Here is a 15,858-nt window from a genome sequence, read left to right as displayed (position 1 = left end):
AAGATCCGTCGCTATATAGGGCGACGCGCTCGATAACAGGGTCTATCCTACGACATGAAAACGCTTGCCACTTCGCTTTTTGTCCTTGCCACCGCCACGCTCGCCGGGCCGACCGCGCTGGCCGCGCAAAACGCGCCGACCAACCTGCTGCCGGGCGGTCAGGACGAGGATGACAGGGCTGACGGGGATGCCGATGACGCGGTGACCTCCAGCCCCATGGCCCCTTCCACCGCAACCGGTCCGGTCGAGATGGCGAGCGAGCCGGTGGTCCAGAAGTTCGACCCGGTGGTGCAGCAGTGGAACGTGGCGCAGGCAGAGGCGCTTGTCGCCGCGATCGAGGGGATCGGCACGCACGGCCTGATCCCGGCGGATTACGATCTTCCCGGCCTGCGTGCGGCGATCGCCGCCGGCCCGGGCGCAATGCTGGATGAAGAGGCCAGCCGTCGGTTCGTGTGGCTGGTGGAAGACATGCGCGACGGGCGCACGCCAATGGACCACCGCACCCAGTGGTTCGTGATGGACCCGGATGCGGACCGCTATCGCAGCGGCGCGGTACTCAAGCAGGCGCTTGAGTCGGGCGATATCATGGGCGCGATCGAGGGTGTGGCTCCGCTGCATCCCGACTACGAAGCCCTGCGCAGCGAGCTGGCCAAGGCCAAGCCCGGCAGCAAGCGCTACAAGCTGGTGCAGGCCAACATGGATCGCTGGCGCTGGCTGCCGCGCGATCTGGGCCATCAGTACCTGATCACCAACGTGCCCGAATATCAGCTGCGCCTGACGGTGAACGACAAGATCATGCGCACCTACCGCACGATTGTGGGCAAGCCGGGGCGCACCGCGACCCCGCAGCTGGCCGAGAGCGTCGAGGGCGTGATCCTCAACCCGAACTGGACCGTGCCGCAGTCGATCGTGAAGGGCGAAGGGCTGGGCGAACGTGTGCTCGGCAATCCCTCCTGGGCCGCCTCGAAAGGCTACAAGGCGACGCGCGGCGCAAACGGCTATATCAGCGTGGTGCAGGGCCCCGGACCGGGCAATGCGCTGGGCCGGATGAAGCTCGACATGCCCAACCGGCATGCGATCTTCTTCCACGATACGCCGTCGCGCGGGCTGTTCAGCCAGGCCGACCGTGCGCTCAGCCACGGCTGCATTCGCACCGAACGTGCGACCGAACTGGCACTGACGCTCGCCATCCTGCAGGCGGGCCTGACCGCGGACGAGGGTGTCGAGAAGCTTGCCTCGGGCGAGTACACCCGGGTCGAATTCAACAGCAAGATGCCCGCCTACATCACCTATTTCACGATGGGCACGACGATCGACGGCGAGATGGCGACCTTCAAGGATATCTACGACCGCGACGCGCCGGTGCTCGCCGCGTTCGAGGCTCCGCGCAAGGCGAACCGTAGCCGCGTGACCGACGAGGAAATCATCGAGATCGTCAACGATCCGCGCGATATCGCGTGATAGTCGAGAGGGGCGGTCCGCCGCCCCTCGACACCTTCGAACCGGTGAGCGGGCTGGCCGCTAGTAAACGCCCGGGTTGGTCTGCTCAAACGTCTCCTGCCTCGGCTGACGCAGGATGTGATAGCCGTTTTCGGGCTCGCCCACGATCGGCAGGGGCGGATAGGCCTGCGTGCCGTCTTCCTGCAGGCCCAGCGCCTCGGCGTAGAGCAGCCGCCCGCCCGACAGGTTGAGCAGCGCAATCTTGAACTGCTCTTCGCCCAGCGCGAAGCAGCCGTTGGAGCGGCCCAGCCGGCCCCAGCGCTCGACATGCTCGGGCTCCGCATAGCTGGCCCGGTGCATCACGATATAGCGCTGCAGCGCGTGGTTGTTGGTCGGGTCGAGCCCGCCCAGCCGCACCGAAGTGCCGAACTTGCCGGTGTACCATTCCCACGTAATGTACGCCCCGCGACTGGTCGCATTGGAGCCCTCGACATTGGAGAAGGTGTTGAGCCAGCCGTCATGCTCCGGGTCGGAGCCGGTGCCGTGGCTGACATGGAAGCTCTTCACTTCCTGCCGGTCCAGATTGACGAAGTGGAACCGGCGATGGGCCGAATGGAGCCCGAAATCGGCGATGCCGACGATATCCTTGCGCCAGATCACGTCGCCCGCCTTGTCCAGCTCGCGCTTGGCGATATCGAAAAGCTGGCGGTCGCGCGCATTTCCGGCCATTGGTTGGGCGAACACCCGGTTCGGCAGGGTCACACCAGCGCCCAGCGCGATGCCGGCACCCAGCCCGGTCTTGATCAGATCGCGACGTTGCATATCGGCTATGTGCTATAACCGAGCTTAATGCTTGCTTGAAGCCGTTTCGCGGTTTCGCCCTTGAGGAGGTGCCAGGATGCGACAAGTCGCGCTGTGGGGGATGATTGCTGCAGCAATCTGGGCGGCGATGCCCGTGGGACTGGAGGCGCAGTCGAGCGTATCGGACCCGGCCTTTCTGGAGGATCCGACCGAAATCCTGAGCCAGCGCGATGCGGATCGCCTGCTTTCGCCGGGTGGGATCACGCTGCAATGGATCGGGTGGGACGATCGCGGGCCGGTTTCCATCGCCCCGGACGAGCGCGGGGTGTGGCACGTCTCTGGCCACCAGACTGGTAACGACGGCGGCGAACTGGAGGTCGACGGCACCATTCTGGAGATCGGCGAGGGATACTTCACCTTGCGCGGAACGATTGCGATCACCGACACTCCCGATACCGGGCGCGAATGCCGCGCGAACAAGACCTGGCATTTCGCGATCACGCAGAACCGCCGCTATTACCGGCTACGCGAATTCGAGTGGTGCGATCGCCTGACCGACTACGTCGATATCTATTTCTGAAGTGCGGCGGTGTGAGTGTGTGAGGCCGGCCACTCCCTCAGAACGTCAGTACCCGCGGCTATAGATGCGCAAGCAAGAGTTGATGCACTGGTTTAGGACCGACTGGTCGCCACGCACTCTACCAACTCGGGCGGCTCTGCCATTGCCGGAACGCTCGCGCTTGGTCAGCCGTCAGGAAGCGCGCGTGAACGCTGCATTCTCCCGCGCCATTGCGATCATCGATCGCGCGTGCCGCTCTGCCACCACCCGCGGGTCGATGCCGTAGCCACCGCCCAGCGCGCTCGCGATCGGCAGACCGCGCCCGCGCACGGTTTCGACAACATAGCGATCGCGCCGCTCAAGCCCTTCGTCGGTCAGCGCAAGCCGGCCCAGCTTGTCGTTCTCGTGCGGGTCGACCCCTGCCTGGTAGAGCACGATATCTGGCGCGAAATCATCCAGCACGCGCGGCAGGTGCGTCCCCAGAACATCCAGATAGTCGGCGTCGCTCGTCCCATCGGGCAGCGCGACGTCGAGGCTGGAGCGTGCCTTGCGAACCGGGAAATTCTTCTCCGCATGGAGCGAGAGGGTGAACACATCCTCGCGCCCTGCAGTCAGCGCGGCGGTGCCGTCGCCCTGATGGACATCGCAATCGACGATCAGCACACGGCGCGCGTCACCTTGCGCGATGAGGCGGTTGGCGCACACCGCCAGATCGTTGAACACGCAGAAACCCGCACCGGTATCGTAGAGCGCGTGGTGACTCCCCGCCGCGCTGTTGGCGGCGTAGCCATGCCGCATCGCGAGCTGCGCGGCGAGCCAGGTGCCGCCATTGGTGTGCGCCACCCGCTGCGCGATGTGCGGCGTGACCGGAAACCCGATCCGCCGTTCCTTCTCGTAGGGAACCTGCGCGGTGAACACCTGCTCGACATAGTCGGGGCAGTGGACCGCCTCCAGCCATTCGCGCGGGCAGGGATCGGGCGCATGTTCGGTGATCGGATGGCCGCTCTCGCGCAGGGCGACCATTACCAGCTGATACTTGTCGAACCGGAAGCTGCCGCGCGTCGGCGCAGGCGCCATGTAGTCGACGTGATGAACGACGTGGAGCAAGCTACTCCGCGGCTTCTACCGCCGGGGCGGCATGCGGGTCGAAGGCGACATCCTCGCCCGCCTCGATCCGGGCGGCTTTCTCTTCGACCAGCCGCACGATGTGATCGAGCATGCTCTCGTCTTCGACATGGTGGTCGGTAACGCCGCTCAGATACACCATGTGCTTGCCCTTGCCGCCGCCGGTGATGCCGATGTCGGTCTCGCGCGCTTCGCCCGGGCCGTTGACCACGCAGCCGAGGACCGAGAGGCTCATCGGCGTCTTAATATGCTCGAGCCGCTTCTCCAGCGCCTCGACCGTGCGGATCACGTCGAACCCCTGACGCGAGCAACTGGGGCAGGAGACCACGCGCACGCCGCGGGTGCGTAGGCCCAGCGACTTGAGAATCTCGTAGCCGACGCGCACTTCCTGTTCCGGCTCGGCGGAGAGCGAGACGCGGATCGTGTCGCCGATCCCCGCCCACAGCAGGCTGCCAAGGCCGATCGAGGACTTTACCGTCCCGCCGATCAATCCGCCCGCCTCGGTGATGCCGAGGTGCAGCGGGCAGTCCACCGCTTCGGCCAGCCCGTGATAGGCGGCGACCGCGAGGAACACGTCGGAGGCCTTCACCGCCACCTTGTATTCGTGGAAGTCGTGATCCTGCAGCAGCTTGATATGGTCGAGCGCGCTTTCGATCAGCGCCTCGGGGCAGGGCTCGCCGTATTTTTCCAGCAGGTCCTTCTCGAGGCTGCCGGCGTTCACACCGATGCGGATCGCGCAGCCATTGGCCTTTGCCGCGCGCACGACCTCGGCAACCCGCTCGCTGGAGCCGATATTGCCCGGATTGATCCGAAGGCAGGCCGCGCCCTTGTCGGCTGCTTCGAGCGCGCGCTTGTAGTGGAAGTGGATGTCCGCGACGATCGGGACATTCGCGGCGCGGGTGATCTTGTCGAAGTGGCGGGTGGCCTCTTCGGTGGGGCAGGAGACGCGGATGATATCCGCGCCCGCATCCTCGCACCGGCGAATCTGGTCGAGCGTCGCGCCGACATCTTCGGTCGGCGTGTTGGTCATGGTCTGCACGCTGATCGGCGCGTCGCCGCCAATCGGCACATTGCCGACCATGATCTGCCGCGACTGGCGGCGTTCGATATCTCTCCAGGGGCGAACGGACATGAGGCCTGTATAGGCACTCATGTCCGCCGGGAAAAGCCGAATGGCCCCTTTGATGCGTCAGCGCGTCAGAAACGCGCGCCGAGCGAGACCGCGAGGATATCCGCGTTGCCCGAGCTGTCGGAGCGGATCGTGGTCGCGATTTCCGCCGGAGTGCCTTCGAAAAAGGCGTCCGTGCGGTTGAGCGGCGCGTCGTTCACGAACACGTGCGAATAGCCGAGGTTGGCAGAGAACCGGTCGCTCATCTGGTAGGTCAGGCCAACCGAAGCCCACACACGGTCGGCATCGGGCACGCGGGCGGAGCGGTACGCATCGGTGATCGGCGATTCGTCGAAAGCCGTACCGGCACGCAGCGTCAGCTTGTCGGACACGTCATATTCGCCGCCGAGCGACATCGACCAGCTGTCCTTGTAGTTCTGTTCGGAGATCTGCGGCGGCACCCCGCCTTCGGGGTAGATCGCGATCTCCTTGAAATCGCTCCAGTCGTAATAGCGCCAGGTACCGAAGACGCGCCACGGGGTATCCGTGCCGAGCTGGATGCTGAGGGTCGCGATATCGGGCAGGGTCAGCGGCGCGGTCGCGTCGACCGTCGCGTTATTGCCCGCCAGCGGGCCGAGCAGACCGGAAAGCTCGAAGGTGCCTTCGAGGTTCTGCTTCACCTGCGAGCGATAGTGCGCGCCGATCCGCACGGGGGCGAGATCGACCATGATGCCCGCGTTCCAGCCGATCGAGATGTCGTCACCCTTCACCCGGGCGAAACCGTCGGGCGCGGTGGGGGAAAGATTGGGCACCGCATTGGTCAGCTCGACGTCGATATACTGCACGTCGACGCCCGCGCCGACGGAGACATTGTCGCCGATCTTTACCGCGAGGCTGGGCTGCACATTCAGCGTGAAGACGTCGGCGCGCAGCGTATCGTAGCGGCCGAAGAAGTCGTCATCATACTGCGCGATCAGGCCGAACGGTGCGTTGACCGCAAGGCCGGCCCACACGTTGTCGCTCAGCTGCGCGCTGATCGCGCCCGAGGGAACCAGGAGTGGCTGGGGGAAGGGATTGCCGCCATTGCTGCCGCCGGTCGGAACCGAGACGGGCAGACCCGGCACGCCGCGCGTGCTGCCCTGATCTTCCTGCGAGGCGGTGAGGAACAGGAACTGCGAGGCTGCTTCGACCTGGACGCCGTCCAGCTTGGTCATCGATGCGGGGTTGAAATAGATCGACGCAGGGCCGTCGGCCGCCACAGCCGCGCCGGAGAGAGCGCGACCGGTTTCCTTGGCAGATTGTTCCTGGATGAGAAACGCGCCTGCGAATGCCGGATTGGCGGAGCACAGGATGGCGAGGGCGGGGAGGGCGCGAAGGCCGTAAGTGAGGGGTTTTGTCATGCCGCGCCTGTTGCCCCGTTTGGAATGCGGATCAAGGGAATTGGCGCAGTTATCGATAAAATTGAACGATTTGGCACTGGGGTGTGCCCGCGCGATCCTGCCGGGCGTAGGAATCGGGTCGGATCTGGGGCACAGGATGCAGCATGAGTGAAGCGACAGACACCGAATCCGGCACGCCATTACTGTTTGCACGCGTGCTGGACGGTACGGGCGGCGGCCGCGCGATCGACTGGGCGGGCATTCAGGAGTGGGAGCCTGCACCGGCAGGGGCGGGGCCGGGCGATCAGGTGCTGTGGATGCACCTGTGCCGCAACACGCCCGGCGTCTACGAGTGGTTGCAGGAGCGGATCGGCATTCCCGAGCCGACCGCCGAACTGCTCACCAGCGACGACACCCGGCCGCGCGCTTTTCGCGAAGGGAACACGCTGGTCGCCACGTTGCGGGGGATCAACTTCAACCCCGGGGCAGAGCCCGAGGACATGATCTCGATGCAGGTGTGGAGCGACGGCGTCCGGCTGATCACGCTGCGCCGCCATCCCTTGCAGACTCCCCGCGAAATTCTCGCGCAGATCGATCGCGGGGCGGGCCCCGGCGATGTCGGCGCGATCGTCACCGCGCTGACCGAGTCGATGGTCACCCGGATGAGCCAGTCGATCGTCGACATGAACGAGCATATCGACCTGCTCGAAGACATGAACATGGACGACGATCCGGAGGACATGCTGACCAAGATCGCGACCATCCGCCGCAATTGCCTGGGTCTGAAACGGCATATGGGCCCGCAACACGTCGCGCTGGAGGCGATCAGCCGCGATGCGCCCGAATGGTTCGAGGAGCACGACCGGCGCGAGATCGCCGAGACGATCGACCGCCTGCGCCGCTATCTCGACGATATCGACGTGAGCAAGGAAAGCGCGGTGGTGCTGATGGACGAGCTGCGCACCCGCGCGCTCGCGAGCAATGAACGCGCAACCTACATGCTCACCATCGTTGCGGGCATCTTCCTTCCGCTCGGTTTCCTGACCGGCCTGCTCGGCATCAATGTCGGCGGCATGCCCGGCGTGAACGACGGCCATGCCTTCTGGTGGGTGACCGGCATCTGCCTGGCGATCATCGCGGTGCTGATGGCGATCTTCAAGCGGTTGAAGTGGCTGTGAAGATCGCCGTCCAGCCCTAGGACGCCTGCTTGTGCGCGGGGATGAATTCCTCGCGCACCGCCTTGGCGATCAGTTCGAGCGGGATGATCCCCTGCGCGAGCAGGAAGTCGTTGAATTCCTTCTCGTCGAAGTCTTTGCCCAGTGCCAGCTCGGTCTCCACCCGCAGATCGATCAGCTTGCGGTAGCCGTAGTAATACGCGCCCGCCTGCCCGGGCATGCGGAACTGGTAGCGATCAAGTTCCTGCTTGGTCATGCCGGGCGAGAACAGGGCTTCGTCGCGCAGCACGTATTCGGCTTCGTCGCGGGTCATCAGGCCAAGGTTGAGCGCGGGGTCGAGGAAGGCACGGGCTGCGCGCAGCAGGCGGAACTGCTGGGCGATGAACTGGCCTTCGATCGGCTCGTGCGGCATCATCTCGGCTTCGGCATAGAGCGCCCAGCCTTCCACGTTCACGCTGTTGAAGGCGTAGAGCATGCGGGCGAGCGAAACGCCCTGCTCCACCAGCGCGGCGAACTGCATTTCGTGCCCCGGGCGTGCCTCGTGCGCGCTCAGCGTCCAGGCGGCAGCGGGGAAGTTGAAATCGTCGTAGGCATCGCCTTCGCCGGCGGTGGGATTGCCGACGGTGAGCACGAAGGTGCCCTGTTCGCCGGTGTTGCCGATCAGCCGGGGCGGGCGCATATGCGGGGCGGGCTGGGCGGCGCTCTCCGCCTCGCTTGCGACGCGCATCTGCAACTCGGTGTCCGGCAGGCTGACGATGTCGTTCTCGCGCACCTTGGCTTCGAGCTGGCGGTTGATGCCGCGATAGAAGTCCTCGATCTGATCATTGGGGATGGTCTGCGCCTTCAGGCGCTTCATCACCCCGGCCATGTCGGTCTCGGGCCAGCCGTTCTTCTCCGCGATCTGCGGCGCGAGGGCCTCCATCTGCGCGCGGATTTCATAGAAACCGCGGCGCGCCTGGCTCATCGCTTCGCGCGGGTCCATGTCGATCCCGACATTGCGCAGGTTGAGCGCGTAGAGTTCTTCGGGCAGCCGCGCGGTGTCCCGAGTTTCGGGCAGCACGGTTTCGCGCGTCCATTCGCCGTAATCGGTGAACTGGGTTTCCATCGCGTCGAGCGCTTCTTCCGCCCCGTCGATCTCGTACTTGTCGAACAGCTCGCGGATCCCAGCGACGAAGGTCGGGATCTTGCCGATCGATTCCTCGACCTCGACCCGGTACGGCCCGATCTTCCCGTCGCCCCGGCTGGCTTCGAAATGCGCCTTGGCCTGCTCGGTATAAGGCTCGTAACCGTCTTCGACGCCGGTATATTTGCGCAGCAGATCGACCGCGGAGGCGCGGCGGTTTTCTGCCGTCTGGTCGGACAGGATCGCGCCGATCGAATAGAAAATGCTCTGCGGCAGCTCGTTCCATTCGAGCATGTACTTGTCGCTCAACTCGCTCGACGCGATGCTGCGGTCGAGATTGTCGATCAGGATCGCGAGGTCCTGCTTGACGAAGGGATTGCTCTCGCGCGCCATCGCGGCGGTGAATTCGGCCTTCAGCGCCTTCGCCCCGGCCACGTAACGCTCGTCTGCGTCGAGCGAATAGTCGAAGGTCAGCCCGTCGTACTGGTCGTAGCCGGAGGAGGAGGCACCTTCGGGATAGAACTGCGCTTCGAAGTCGATCAGCTTCTGCGTGTAGGCATTGCTGGTCTCGACCCACTCGGGCTGGGCGGGCGCGCTCTGCGTGGTTTCGGCCTGGGCAAAAGCGGGCGCGGCGGGCAGCAGCGCGACGAGTGCGATGGCGGCGGCGAAGGTCTTCATGGTCAGGTATTCCCCCTGGATTTTCTGCGGGCGAGGCGTGCGCCTGCGGGCCGGGATTGGCAAGGGTGCGCTCGACGAACGACAGGCCGGGGCGGACAGCCGGACGGGTCGCTAAAGCCTGAGTTCGTAGAGAAATTCATCATCGCGGTGATTGCCGACCCAGAAGTCTATGTCTGCAATCTTGGCGAAGCCGTAGCGCTGGTAGAACCGCTGGGCGCCGAAATTCTCGCTCCACACCGATAGCTGGACCGCATCGTGGCCGCGCTCCCGCGCCTCGGCCATCGCCCAGTCCATCAGTGCGGCGCCGATCCCCTGTCCGGTGCAGTCCGGCTGGGTGTAGAGCTGGCCCAGCGCGATCGGGTTCGCCGCGTCCGAATACCCGGCATACCCGCTGGGCGTGCGCAGCTTGACGTAGCCGAGCAGCCGTTCGCCATCATCGGCGAGGCGGTGGATATGCCAATCATCGGCGATTTCGGCGGCAACGGCGTTTTCCGCATAGGCATCTTCGAGGAAGGCGGCGAGATCTTCGGGCCGGTAGAGATGCTCGAAAGCCGCGCAGAAACTCTCCCGCCCGAGTGTGGCGAGTGCGGGTGCATCTTCGGGTGTGGCGGGGCGCAGGATCATGGCGCGGGCCTAGCGCGCACCACCACGCAGGGGAAGCGCTGGACCGGGCGAGGCAAGCGCGGCATTGTCTCGCCCGCATCAGGAGAGATTTTCATGCGCGCCATCATCGCACTCGCACTCGCAAGCTTTCTGACCGCTCCGGCGCTGGCGCAGGAGGACTACGAGCCGGGCGAGCCGCGCTGGTCCTTCGCGATCCACGGCGGCGCGGGCACGATCGAGCGGGCCAATATGACGCCCGAGCAGGAGGCGGAGTATCGCGCCGCGCTGGATGCGGCGCTGGAGGCAGGCTCGGCCATCCTGCGCGATGGCGGCAGCGCGATGGACGCGGTGACCGCCGCGATCACCCTCATGGAAGACGACCCCAAGTTCAACGCAGGGCGCGGTGCGGTGTTCACCTGGGATGGCACGATCGAGCACGACGCCGCGCTGATGGACGGGCGCGACCGCTCCGCTGGCGCGGTCACCGGCATCGGCACGGTGCGCCACCCGATCCTGCTCGCGCAGGAAGTAATGCGCGACGGGCGGCATGTCTTCCTGAGCGGTGCCGGGGCGGAGACCTTCGCCGACGGCACAGATCTGGAGCGGGTGCCCAATGAATGGTTTCGGACCGAGAGCCGGTTGCGCTCTCTCGAACGGCTGAAAGCTGAAAAGCTTTCCGCAATCGATGTCGATTACAAATATGGCACCGTGGGTGCGGTCGCGTTGGACCTTGATGGCAATATGGCGGCGGGCACCTCGACCGGCGGGCTGACCGGCAAGCGCTGGGGCAGGATCGGCGATGCGCCGGTGATCGGCGCGGGCACCTATGCCGACAACCGCAGCTGCGCGGTCTCGGCAACGGGCGCTGGCGAGTACTTCATCCGCGTCGGTGTGGCGCAGGCGATTTGCAGTAGTCTACGTGAAGAAATGATCATCAAAAATATGAATATGCGCCGAGAGCCTTCGCGCAATGGAATAATAATCCCAACAGGACAGGCATTGACTATAGAGGAGGAGCAGAATGCCATCGACCAAGTTCTGGACGAAGTGAAACAACTTGGCGGTGATGGCGGTGTGATCGTTGTCACGCGATTCGGTTCGCCATTGTTCAGCTTTAATACGCCCGGCATGTATCGCGCCCGCTCGACCAGCGAAGGGATGCGCGAGATCGCGATTTTCGGCGAAGGCGAATAGCCGCCTGCCTTTCTTCCCGGTCGGACAGAGGTGACGAGGGTGACACGTGTCACCCGAGTGTCACCCTCGAAGAACCTCGGAAAACCATTATTTTACAAGGACATATTTCCTGCCGAGTGACACTTTGCCGGTTTGCGCAGCTTTTTTCGTTATGAGGCGCGCGGAAGGGATACGCATGGACGACGATGGGAAAGAGCCGTCGCCATTCTAGCCTTTGCATTCGAAGTAGGAAAATGCCCGCCGACGTCTGACGCAACCTGCTCCTCCCTCTTCCAAGGGGGAGGTTGGGAGGGGGTGGTGCCTCCGCCGATGGCAGGGAACCCCCACCCCCGGCCCCTCCCGTCGGGGAGGGGAGCTTATGCCGGCCGCGTCGCCTTGCGCAAAACGTCGCCGAAGCCGTAGGCAATGCAGTCGTGGTCGCGGTAATAGCCGCGCTCTTTGAGCAGGTGGTGCAACCGCGCGAGGCGATAGGGCGGCACGCCTGCGAAGATGTGATGCTCCAGATGGTAGTTCACGTTGCAGGGCGAGAGCAGCAGCGCCTCCCACCAGCGCGGGATCGTGGTGCCCGTGTTGATCCGGGCGTCCATCGCATCGCGGTCCCTCGCGACGCCATGCTCGGAAATCTGCCGCAGCCGCATGGTCAGCGGGTAGACGAAGATCCGCGCCGCCCACCACATCAGGTACGCCCACGGCGCACCCACCGCGAGCAGCGCCATGAACAGCAGCGTGTGGAACAGCACCGAAGGCCCGGTCTCGCTCCATTTGAAGCGCTTGATCTCGCCCACAAGGTCGCGAAAGCCGGTCTGGCCGGTGATGTCGCGGATCAGCTTGCGCTTCAGCGAAGCGCGGGTGACCGGATAGGCCTTCACCATCCACTTGTCCGGATCATCGGGCGTGCCGGCGAACTTGTGATGGTCGAGGTGGTAGCGGCGATAGAGATCGAGCGGAACATGCGCCGCCGCTCCGCTGATCCACTTGCCTACCAGGACATTCAGCCGGGGCGTGCGGAAGAACGCGCCGTGCGCGCAGTCGTGGGTGATGATCCCGAAGGCCTGGATGCGCCCGCCCAGAATGATGATCGCGGCAAGGATCGTCAGCGGGTTGGGCCAGAGGATCGCGACCGCGAAGGCGGCCACGGCGAGGCCCGCCTGAAACAGCACGGTCGCCGCCGCGCGCGCATCCGATTTGGCGCTGAGCGCGGCGACTTCATCGCGTGTGATGTAATCGTTGATCGCGGGGGCGTGTCGCATAAGTCTCTCCGATCACAGATAATACCGGATCGACGAGGATCAGGCAATCAGCGCAGGGGAGGCCCGCCCCGGTCGACCTCGGCGTGCTTGTCCGCCTTGCGCTTGCCGAAGCGCATGTCGCCCTCCAGCTTGGCGCGCAGCGCGGTGTAGAAGGATTCGAGGAAGGCACGCTCGTCGCCCGATCCGGCCTGCCAGCCGATTTTGCGGACGATCGCGGCGTGCACTGCGGCCAGCGTCTCGTCATCGCCATCGCGCAGCACGCGTTCGAGCGATTGCAACTCGTACTCGCCGTAGACCTCCAGCTCTTCCGGGCCGAAGCGGTAGGCCGCCTCGGCCGCAGGCGCGCTCTCCTGCCGCAGCGACAGTGCCTCGGCCAGCTTGCGGCGCGGGGCCTCGACCACCCAGGTGCCCGCGACCACGTCGCCCGCACGCAGCGCGTCGCGGTTGAAGAAGGGGAACAGCATGAACACCGCGAACCACAGCGACCCGACCAGCCATGCGGGGCCCGATCCGGCCTCGCCCGCAGTGCTGAAGAAGGTCAGCGGCAGGAAGATCTCGATCTGGCGCAGCAGGTTGCGCGCGATGATCGCTTCGGCGGTCAGCCGCTCGCCCGACTGGCCCTGCGGCCTTGCAGCGACCCGGATGCCCACCGCCCGCTTGCCCAGCGTGGCGCCGCGCGGGCCCATCTCGAAGAAGATGAAATAGCCGTTGAACGCCAGGAACAGCACGATGAAGAACACGACCACCAGGAACTCACCCGCGCCCGTGCCCAGCGCGTCGAGCTGGCCGAGATTGATCCCGACCAGCAGCAGCGCGAGCGCGATCAGGAACAGGCCGACGAACATGATCACATAGTCGAGGATCAGCGCGATCAGGCGCGAGCCGCGTGTGGCCAGCGTCACCCCCAGCGGCACGCCTTCGGGCGTGACGATCTGCCGCTGCCGCTTGGCATCGAGGGATTTGCGCGCGGCGCTCATGGCGCGCTCGCTCCCTTGCGCTCGCGGCCGACCAGCACGAACAGCGCGGTCCACGCGATCGCCATGAACGCGCCGATGATCGCGCGCGCCTCCGGCCCGGCGAGCTGGCGCGGGAAGGCTTCGAGGATCGCGGCGAAGATCAGCATGAACACGCAGCCCAGCATCACCAGCGCGGCGCGGCGGCCGGCCTCCGCCGTCGCGGAGAGGATGCTGGCATCGCCGGGGAAGGCCATCCGCCGCCCCACATGCACGCCCGCCGCGCCCGCCAGCAGGATCGCGGTCAGCTCGGTGGTGCCATGCACGCTCAGCCAGGCAAGGAAGTCGGGCAGCAGGCCGACCGAGTTGTACAGCCACGCCATCGCGCCCAGCAGCGCCATGTTGTAGATCAGCAGCAGCAGCGTGGGGACGCCGAAGGCGAAGCCCAGCGCGAAGGCGAGGATACACACGCTCGCATTGTTGTAGAACAGCTGCGCGGCGAAGGCGGAGAGGCCGCCCGCGCCATCGGCAATCGCCAGTGTTTCGGCCAGCTGCGCGCGGCTGGCACCGGGAACGCGGGCGTCCGCCATCGAGCCGGGGACCAGCGCGAAATACCATTCGACATTGCGCGCAACCAGCACCCAGCCTGCCGCAACCCCGGCAGCCATCGCCGCAAAGGCGAGCAGGATGTCGAGCCAGATCGCCCGCACCGCGCGGCTCCACCCACCCCGGAAGAACCCGCCGAGCCAGCGCAGCAGGCCGCTGCGCGGGCCATAGACCTGATACCAGGCGCGCTGGACCAGATCCTCCAGGAAGCGCAGCGTCGCCGCGTCGAGCGAGGTTTCGCGCGCGACCGCCAGGCTCGATGCGGCCTGCCGGTAGAGCACGGGCAGGTCCATGATATCCTCGTCCGACAGGCGGAAGGCGAAGCCGCGTTCGAGCCGCCGGACAATCTGTTCGAGCCGCCGCCAGTCGCCCTCCCGCTCCAGCCGGAAACGGTCGGAACGGAGCGCCGCCGCCTCGATATCGGGCTGTTCGGGCAGGGGCTGCGCCGCAAAGGGGTTGCGGATGGTGGGGGCCTTCATCCTGCGATCGCCTCCTGCGTGCGCAACGACAGATAGCGGTCGATCACCGCGAAGCCGAGCTTGTCGTAAGGTGCCTCGATCACGTCCACGCCCATCCGCCGCAGCCGGGTGAGCACCAGCTGGCGCTGGCGCGAAAGCGCGTCCGCGGTGACCGCGCGGGCGACGTCGTCGACGCTGTCGGGCGCGGCATTGGTGAACTGCGCCAACTCTCGATCCTCCAGCGTGACGAACACCACCGCGTGGCGCTGGCTCAGTCGCCCGAGGCTCTCGATCATCAGCTCCGCTGCGGTGGTGTCGCTGAAGTCGGAGAACAGCACCACCAGCGAGCGGCGCTTGAGCCGGGCGGACAGGGTGGCGAGCGCGAGGGTGTAGTTCGCCTCCTCCCCCTGCCGGTAGTCGAGCCCCGCCGCCGCCTGCTGCAACCGCGCGAAGGCGCGCGTCTCGCCGACGAAGGGGCTGGCGAGCACGGGGCGCCGGGCAAAGCCGAACAGCATCGCGCGATCGCCGCCCTTGAGCGCGACATAGGCGGCGGTCAGCCCCGCGCTGATCGCCCGGTCGAGCCGGGGGACGCCGTCGATCGGCTCGCACATCGCCTGCCCGCAGTCGAAGGCGAACACGATCTGGTTGTTGCGCTCGGTCTCGTTCTCGCGCGCATAGAGCGCGGCGTGGCGAGCGCTCGCGTTCCAGTCGATCCGGCGCTTGTCCATTCCCGCCTCGTATTCGGTCAGCGCCTCGAACTGGGTGCCTTCGCCGCGCCGCCGCCGGGCGATCAGGCCCAGCTCCGCATCGCGCAGCAACGCCTGCAATGGGCGCGAGCGGATCGGCGAGAGGTCGGGCCACACGCGGATTTCGCGCTCCAGTGCGATCCGCTGCTGGCGGCTGCCGAGGCCCCAGGGGCCGTCCCAGGCGAGCCACAGCGTGTCGACCGGCGCGGTGCCGCGACGCTGCGGCACCAGCTGCGTCTGCGCGGTCCACACCTCCTGTTTACGTTGCAGAGCCAGATCGGCGCGCCCGCCCGGCGCGAGCCGTGGGTCGAGCGACACAGCGGCGCGCGCCGCTCCCGGACTGCCTGTTATGTCTGCCGACACGCTCAGCGGGGCAGGCTGGCCGATCTCGACATCGCCATCATGCGCGATTGTCCACTCCCCGAGCGTGCCTGCCCGCGCGGCGTCGATCAGCACCAGCACCAGCAGCACCCCCGCCGCGACCGGCACCGCGAGCCACGCTTGCGGCGCGAGCAGCGCGACCGCCAGCGCCAGCGGCGCGGCCAGCGCGACGATCCGCGCGGTGCGGATAGTGGGGAGCAGTGCGGTCACGCCGACATTCCTCCCCGTTTTCGTGAAACGCAAATGGGGAGGTGGGCCGATGCCGTCAGGCATCGGGTC

Annotated in this window: 14 protein-coding genes; 4 read left to right on the top strand and 10 right to left on the bottom strand. The window is 66.1% G+C overall.

Annotation, left to right across the window (positions count from 1 at the left end):
- The first annotated feature begins 54 nt into the window (after positions 1-54).
- Positions 55-1,461, top strand: coding sequence for a L,D-transpeptidase family protein (locus tag KYN89_RS05340; RefSeq protein ID WP_222824158.1), 1,407 nt, complete (start codon positions 55-57; stop codon positions 1,459-1,461).
- A gap of 60 nt (positions 1,462-1,521) precedes the next feature.
- On the opposite strand, the gene KYN89_RS05335 is transcribed toward KYN89_RS05340, so the two are convergent.
- Entirely contained in the window at positions 1,522-2,262 is a 741-nt protein-coding gene (locus KYN89_RS05335; protein WP_222824157.1) for a murein L,D-transpeptidase catalytic domain-containing protein, read from the bottom strand.
- Between the two features lie 76 nt (positions 2,263-2,338).
- Here KYN89_RS05335 and KYN89_RS05330 point away from each other — a divergent pair, with 76 nt between their 5' ends.
- A complete protein-coding gene (locus KYN89_RS05330; protein ID WP_222824156.1) occupies positions 2,339-2,821 on the top strand; it encodes a hypothetical protein in 483 nt (160 codons plus the stop codon).
- A gap of 171 nt (positions 2,822-2,992) precedes the next feature.
- On the opposite strand, the gene KYN89_RS05325 is transcribed toward KYN89_RS05330, so the two are convergent.
- The 3 genes from KYN89_RS05325 to KYN89_RS05315 form a co-directional block, all read right to left on the bottom strand.
- Positions 2,993-3,877, bottom strand: coding sequence for a histone deacetylase family protein (locus KYN89_RS05325; RefSeq protein WP_222824155.1), 885 nt, complete (start codon positions 3,875-3,877; stop codon positions 2,993-2,995).
- Between the two features lie 31 nt (positions 3,878-3,908).
- Positions 3,909-5,057, bottom strand: a complete 1,149-nt coding sequence (gene ispG / locus KYN89_RS05320) for a flavodoxin-dependent (E)-4-hydroxy-3-methylbut-2-enyl-diphosphate synthase (protein ID WP_248285042.1) — start codon at positions 5,055-5,057, stop codon at positions 3,909-3,911.
- Positions 5,058-5,122: 65 nt separating this feature from the next.
- On the bottom strand, positions 5,123-6,433 hold the full coding sequence (locus KYN89_RS05315; protein WP_222824153.1) for an OmpP1/FadL family transporter: 1,311 nt from the start codon (positions 6,431-6,433) through the stop codon (positions 5,123-5,125).
- Between the two features lie 143 nt (positions 6,434-6,576).
- On the opposite strand from KYN89_RS05315, the gene KYN89_RS05310 reads away from it, so the two are divergent.
- Entirely contained in the window at positions 6,577-7,590 is a 1,014-nt protein-coding gene (locus tag KYN89_RS05310; RefSeq protein ID WP_222824152.1) for a zinc transporter ZntB, read from the top strand.
- Between the two features lie 16 nt (positions 7,591-7,606).
- On the opposite strand, the gene KYN89_RS05305 is transcribed toward KYN89_RS05310, so the two are convergent.
- Together KYN89_RS05305 and KYN89_RS05300 are read right to left on the bottom strand one after the other, a co-directional pair.
- Positions 7,607-9,388: a DUF885 domain-containing protein gene (locus KYN89_RS05305; protein WP_222824151.1), complete on the bottom strand. Its 1,782-nt coding sequence runs from the start codon at positions 9,386-9,388 to the stop codon at positions 7,607-7,609.
- Between the two features lie 111 nt (positions 9,389-9,499).
- On the bottom strand, positions 9,500-10,012 hold the full coding sequence (locus KYN89_RS05300; protein ID WP_222824150.1) for a GNAT family N-acetyltransferase: 513 nt from the start codon (positions 10,010-10,012) through the stop codon (positions 9,500-9,502).
- A gap of 93 nt (positions 10,013-10,105) precedes the next feature.
- Between KYN89_RS05300 and KYN89_RS05295 the strand changes: the two genes are divergently transcribed.
- Entirely contained in the window at positions 10,106-11,185 is a 1,080-nt protein-coding gene (locus KYN89_RS05295) for an isoaspartyl peptidase/L-asparaginase family protein (protein ID WP_222824149.1), read from the top strand.
- Between the two features lie 356 nt (positions 11,186-11,541).
- Here the strand turns inward: KYN89_RS05295 and KYN89_RS05290 are convergent, their stop codons facing one another.
- Genes KYN89_RS05290 through KYN89_RS05275 form a run of 4 tightly spaced genes read right to left on the bottom strand, consistent with a single transcriptional unit; the run spans position 11,542 to position 15,789 of the window.
- A complete protein-coding gene (locus tag KYN89_RS05290; RefSeq protein WP_222824148.1) occupies positions 11,542-12,435 on the bottom strand; it encodes a fatty acid desaturase family protein in 894 nt (297 codons plus the stop codon).
- A 47-nt stretch (positions 12,436-12,482) separates the two neighbouring features.
- Positions 12,483-13,412, bottom strand: coding sequence for an RDD family protein (locus tag KYN89_RS05285; protein WP_222824147.1), 930 nt, complete (start codon positions 13,410-13,412; stop codon positions 12,483-12,485).
- On the bottom strand, positions 13,409-14,473 hold the full coding sequence (locus KYN89_RS05280; RefSeq protein ID WP_222824146.1) for a stage II sporulation protein M: 1,065 nt from the start codon (positions 14,471-14,473) through the stop codon (positions 13,409-13,411). Before KYN89_RS05280 ends, KYN89_RS05285 begins: the two co-directional genes overlap by 4 nt.
- On the bottom strand, positions 14,470-15,789 hold the full coding sequence (locus KYN89_RS05275) for a DUF58 domain-containing protein (protein WP_222824145.1): 1,320 nt from the start codon (positions 15,787-15,789) through the stop codon (positions 14,470-14,472). The genes KYN89_RS05280 and KYN89_RS05275 overlap by 4 nt, the downstream gene beginning before the upstream one ends.
- Between the last annotated feature and the right edge of the window lie 69 nt (positions 15,790-15,858).

Source organism: Alteriqipengyuania abyssalis (assembly GCF_019857185.1).
GTDB lineage: Bacteria > Pseudomonadota > Alphaproteobacteria > Sphingomonadales > Sphingomonadaceae > Alteriqipengyuania > Alteriqipengyuania abyssalis.
The sequence above is the reverse complement of the archived record's forward strand: the minus strand, read 5'-3'. Positions and strand labels throughout refer to the sequence as shown.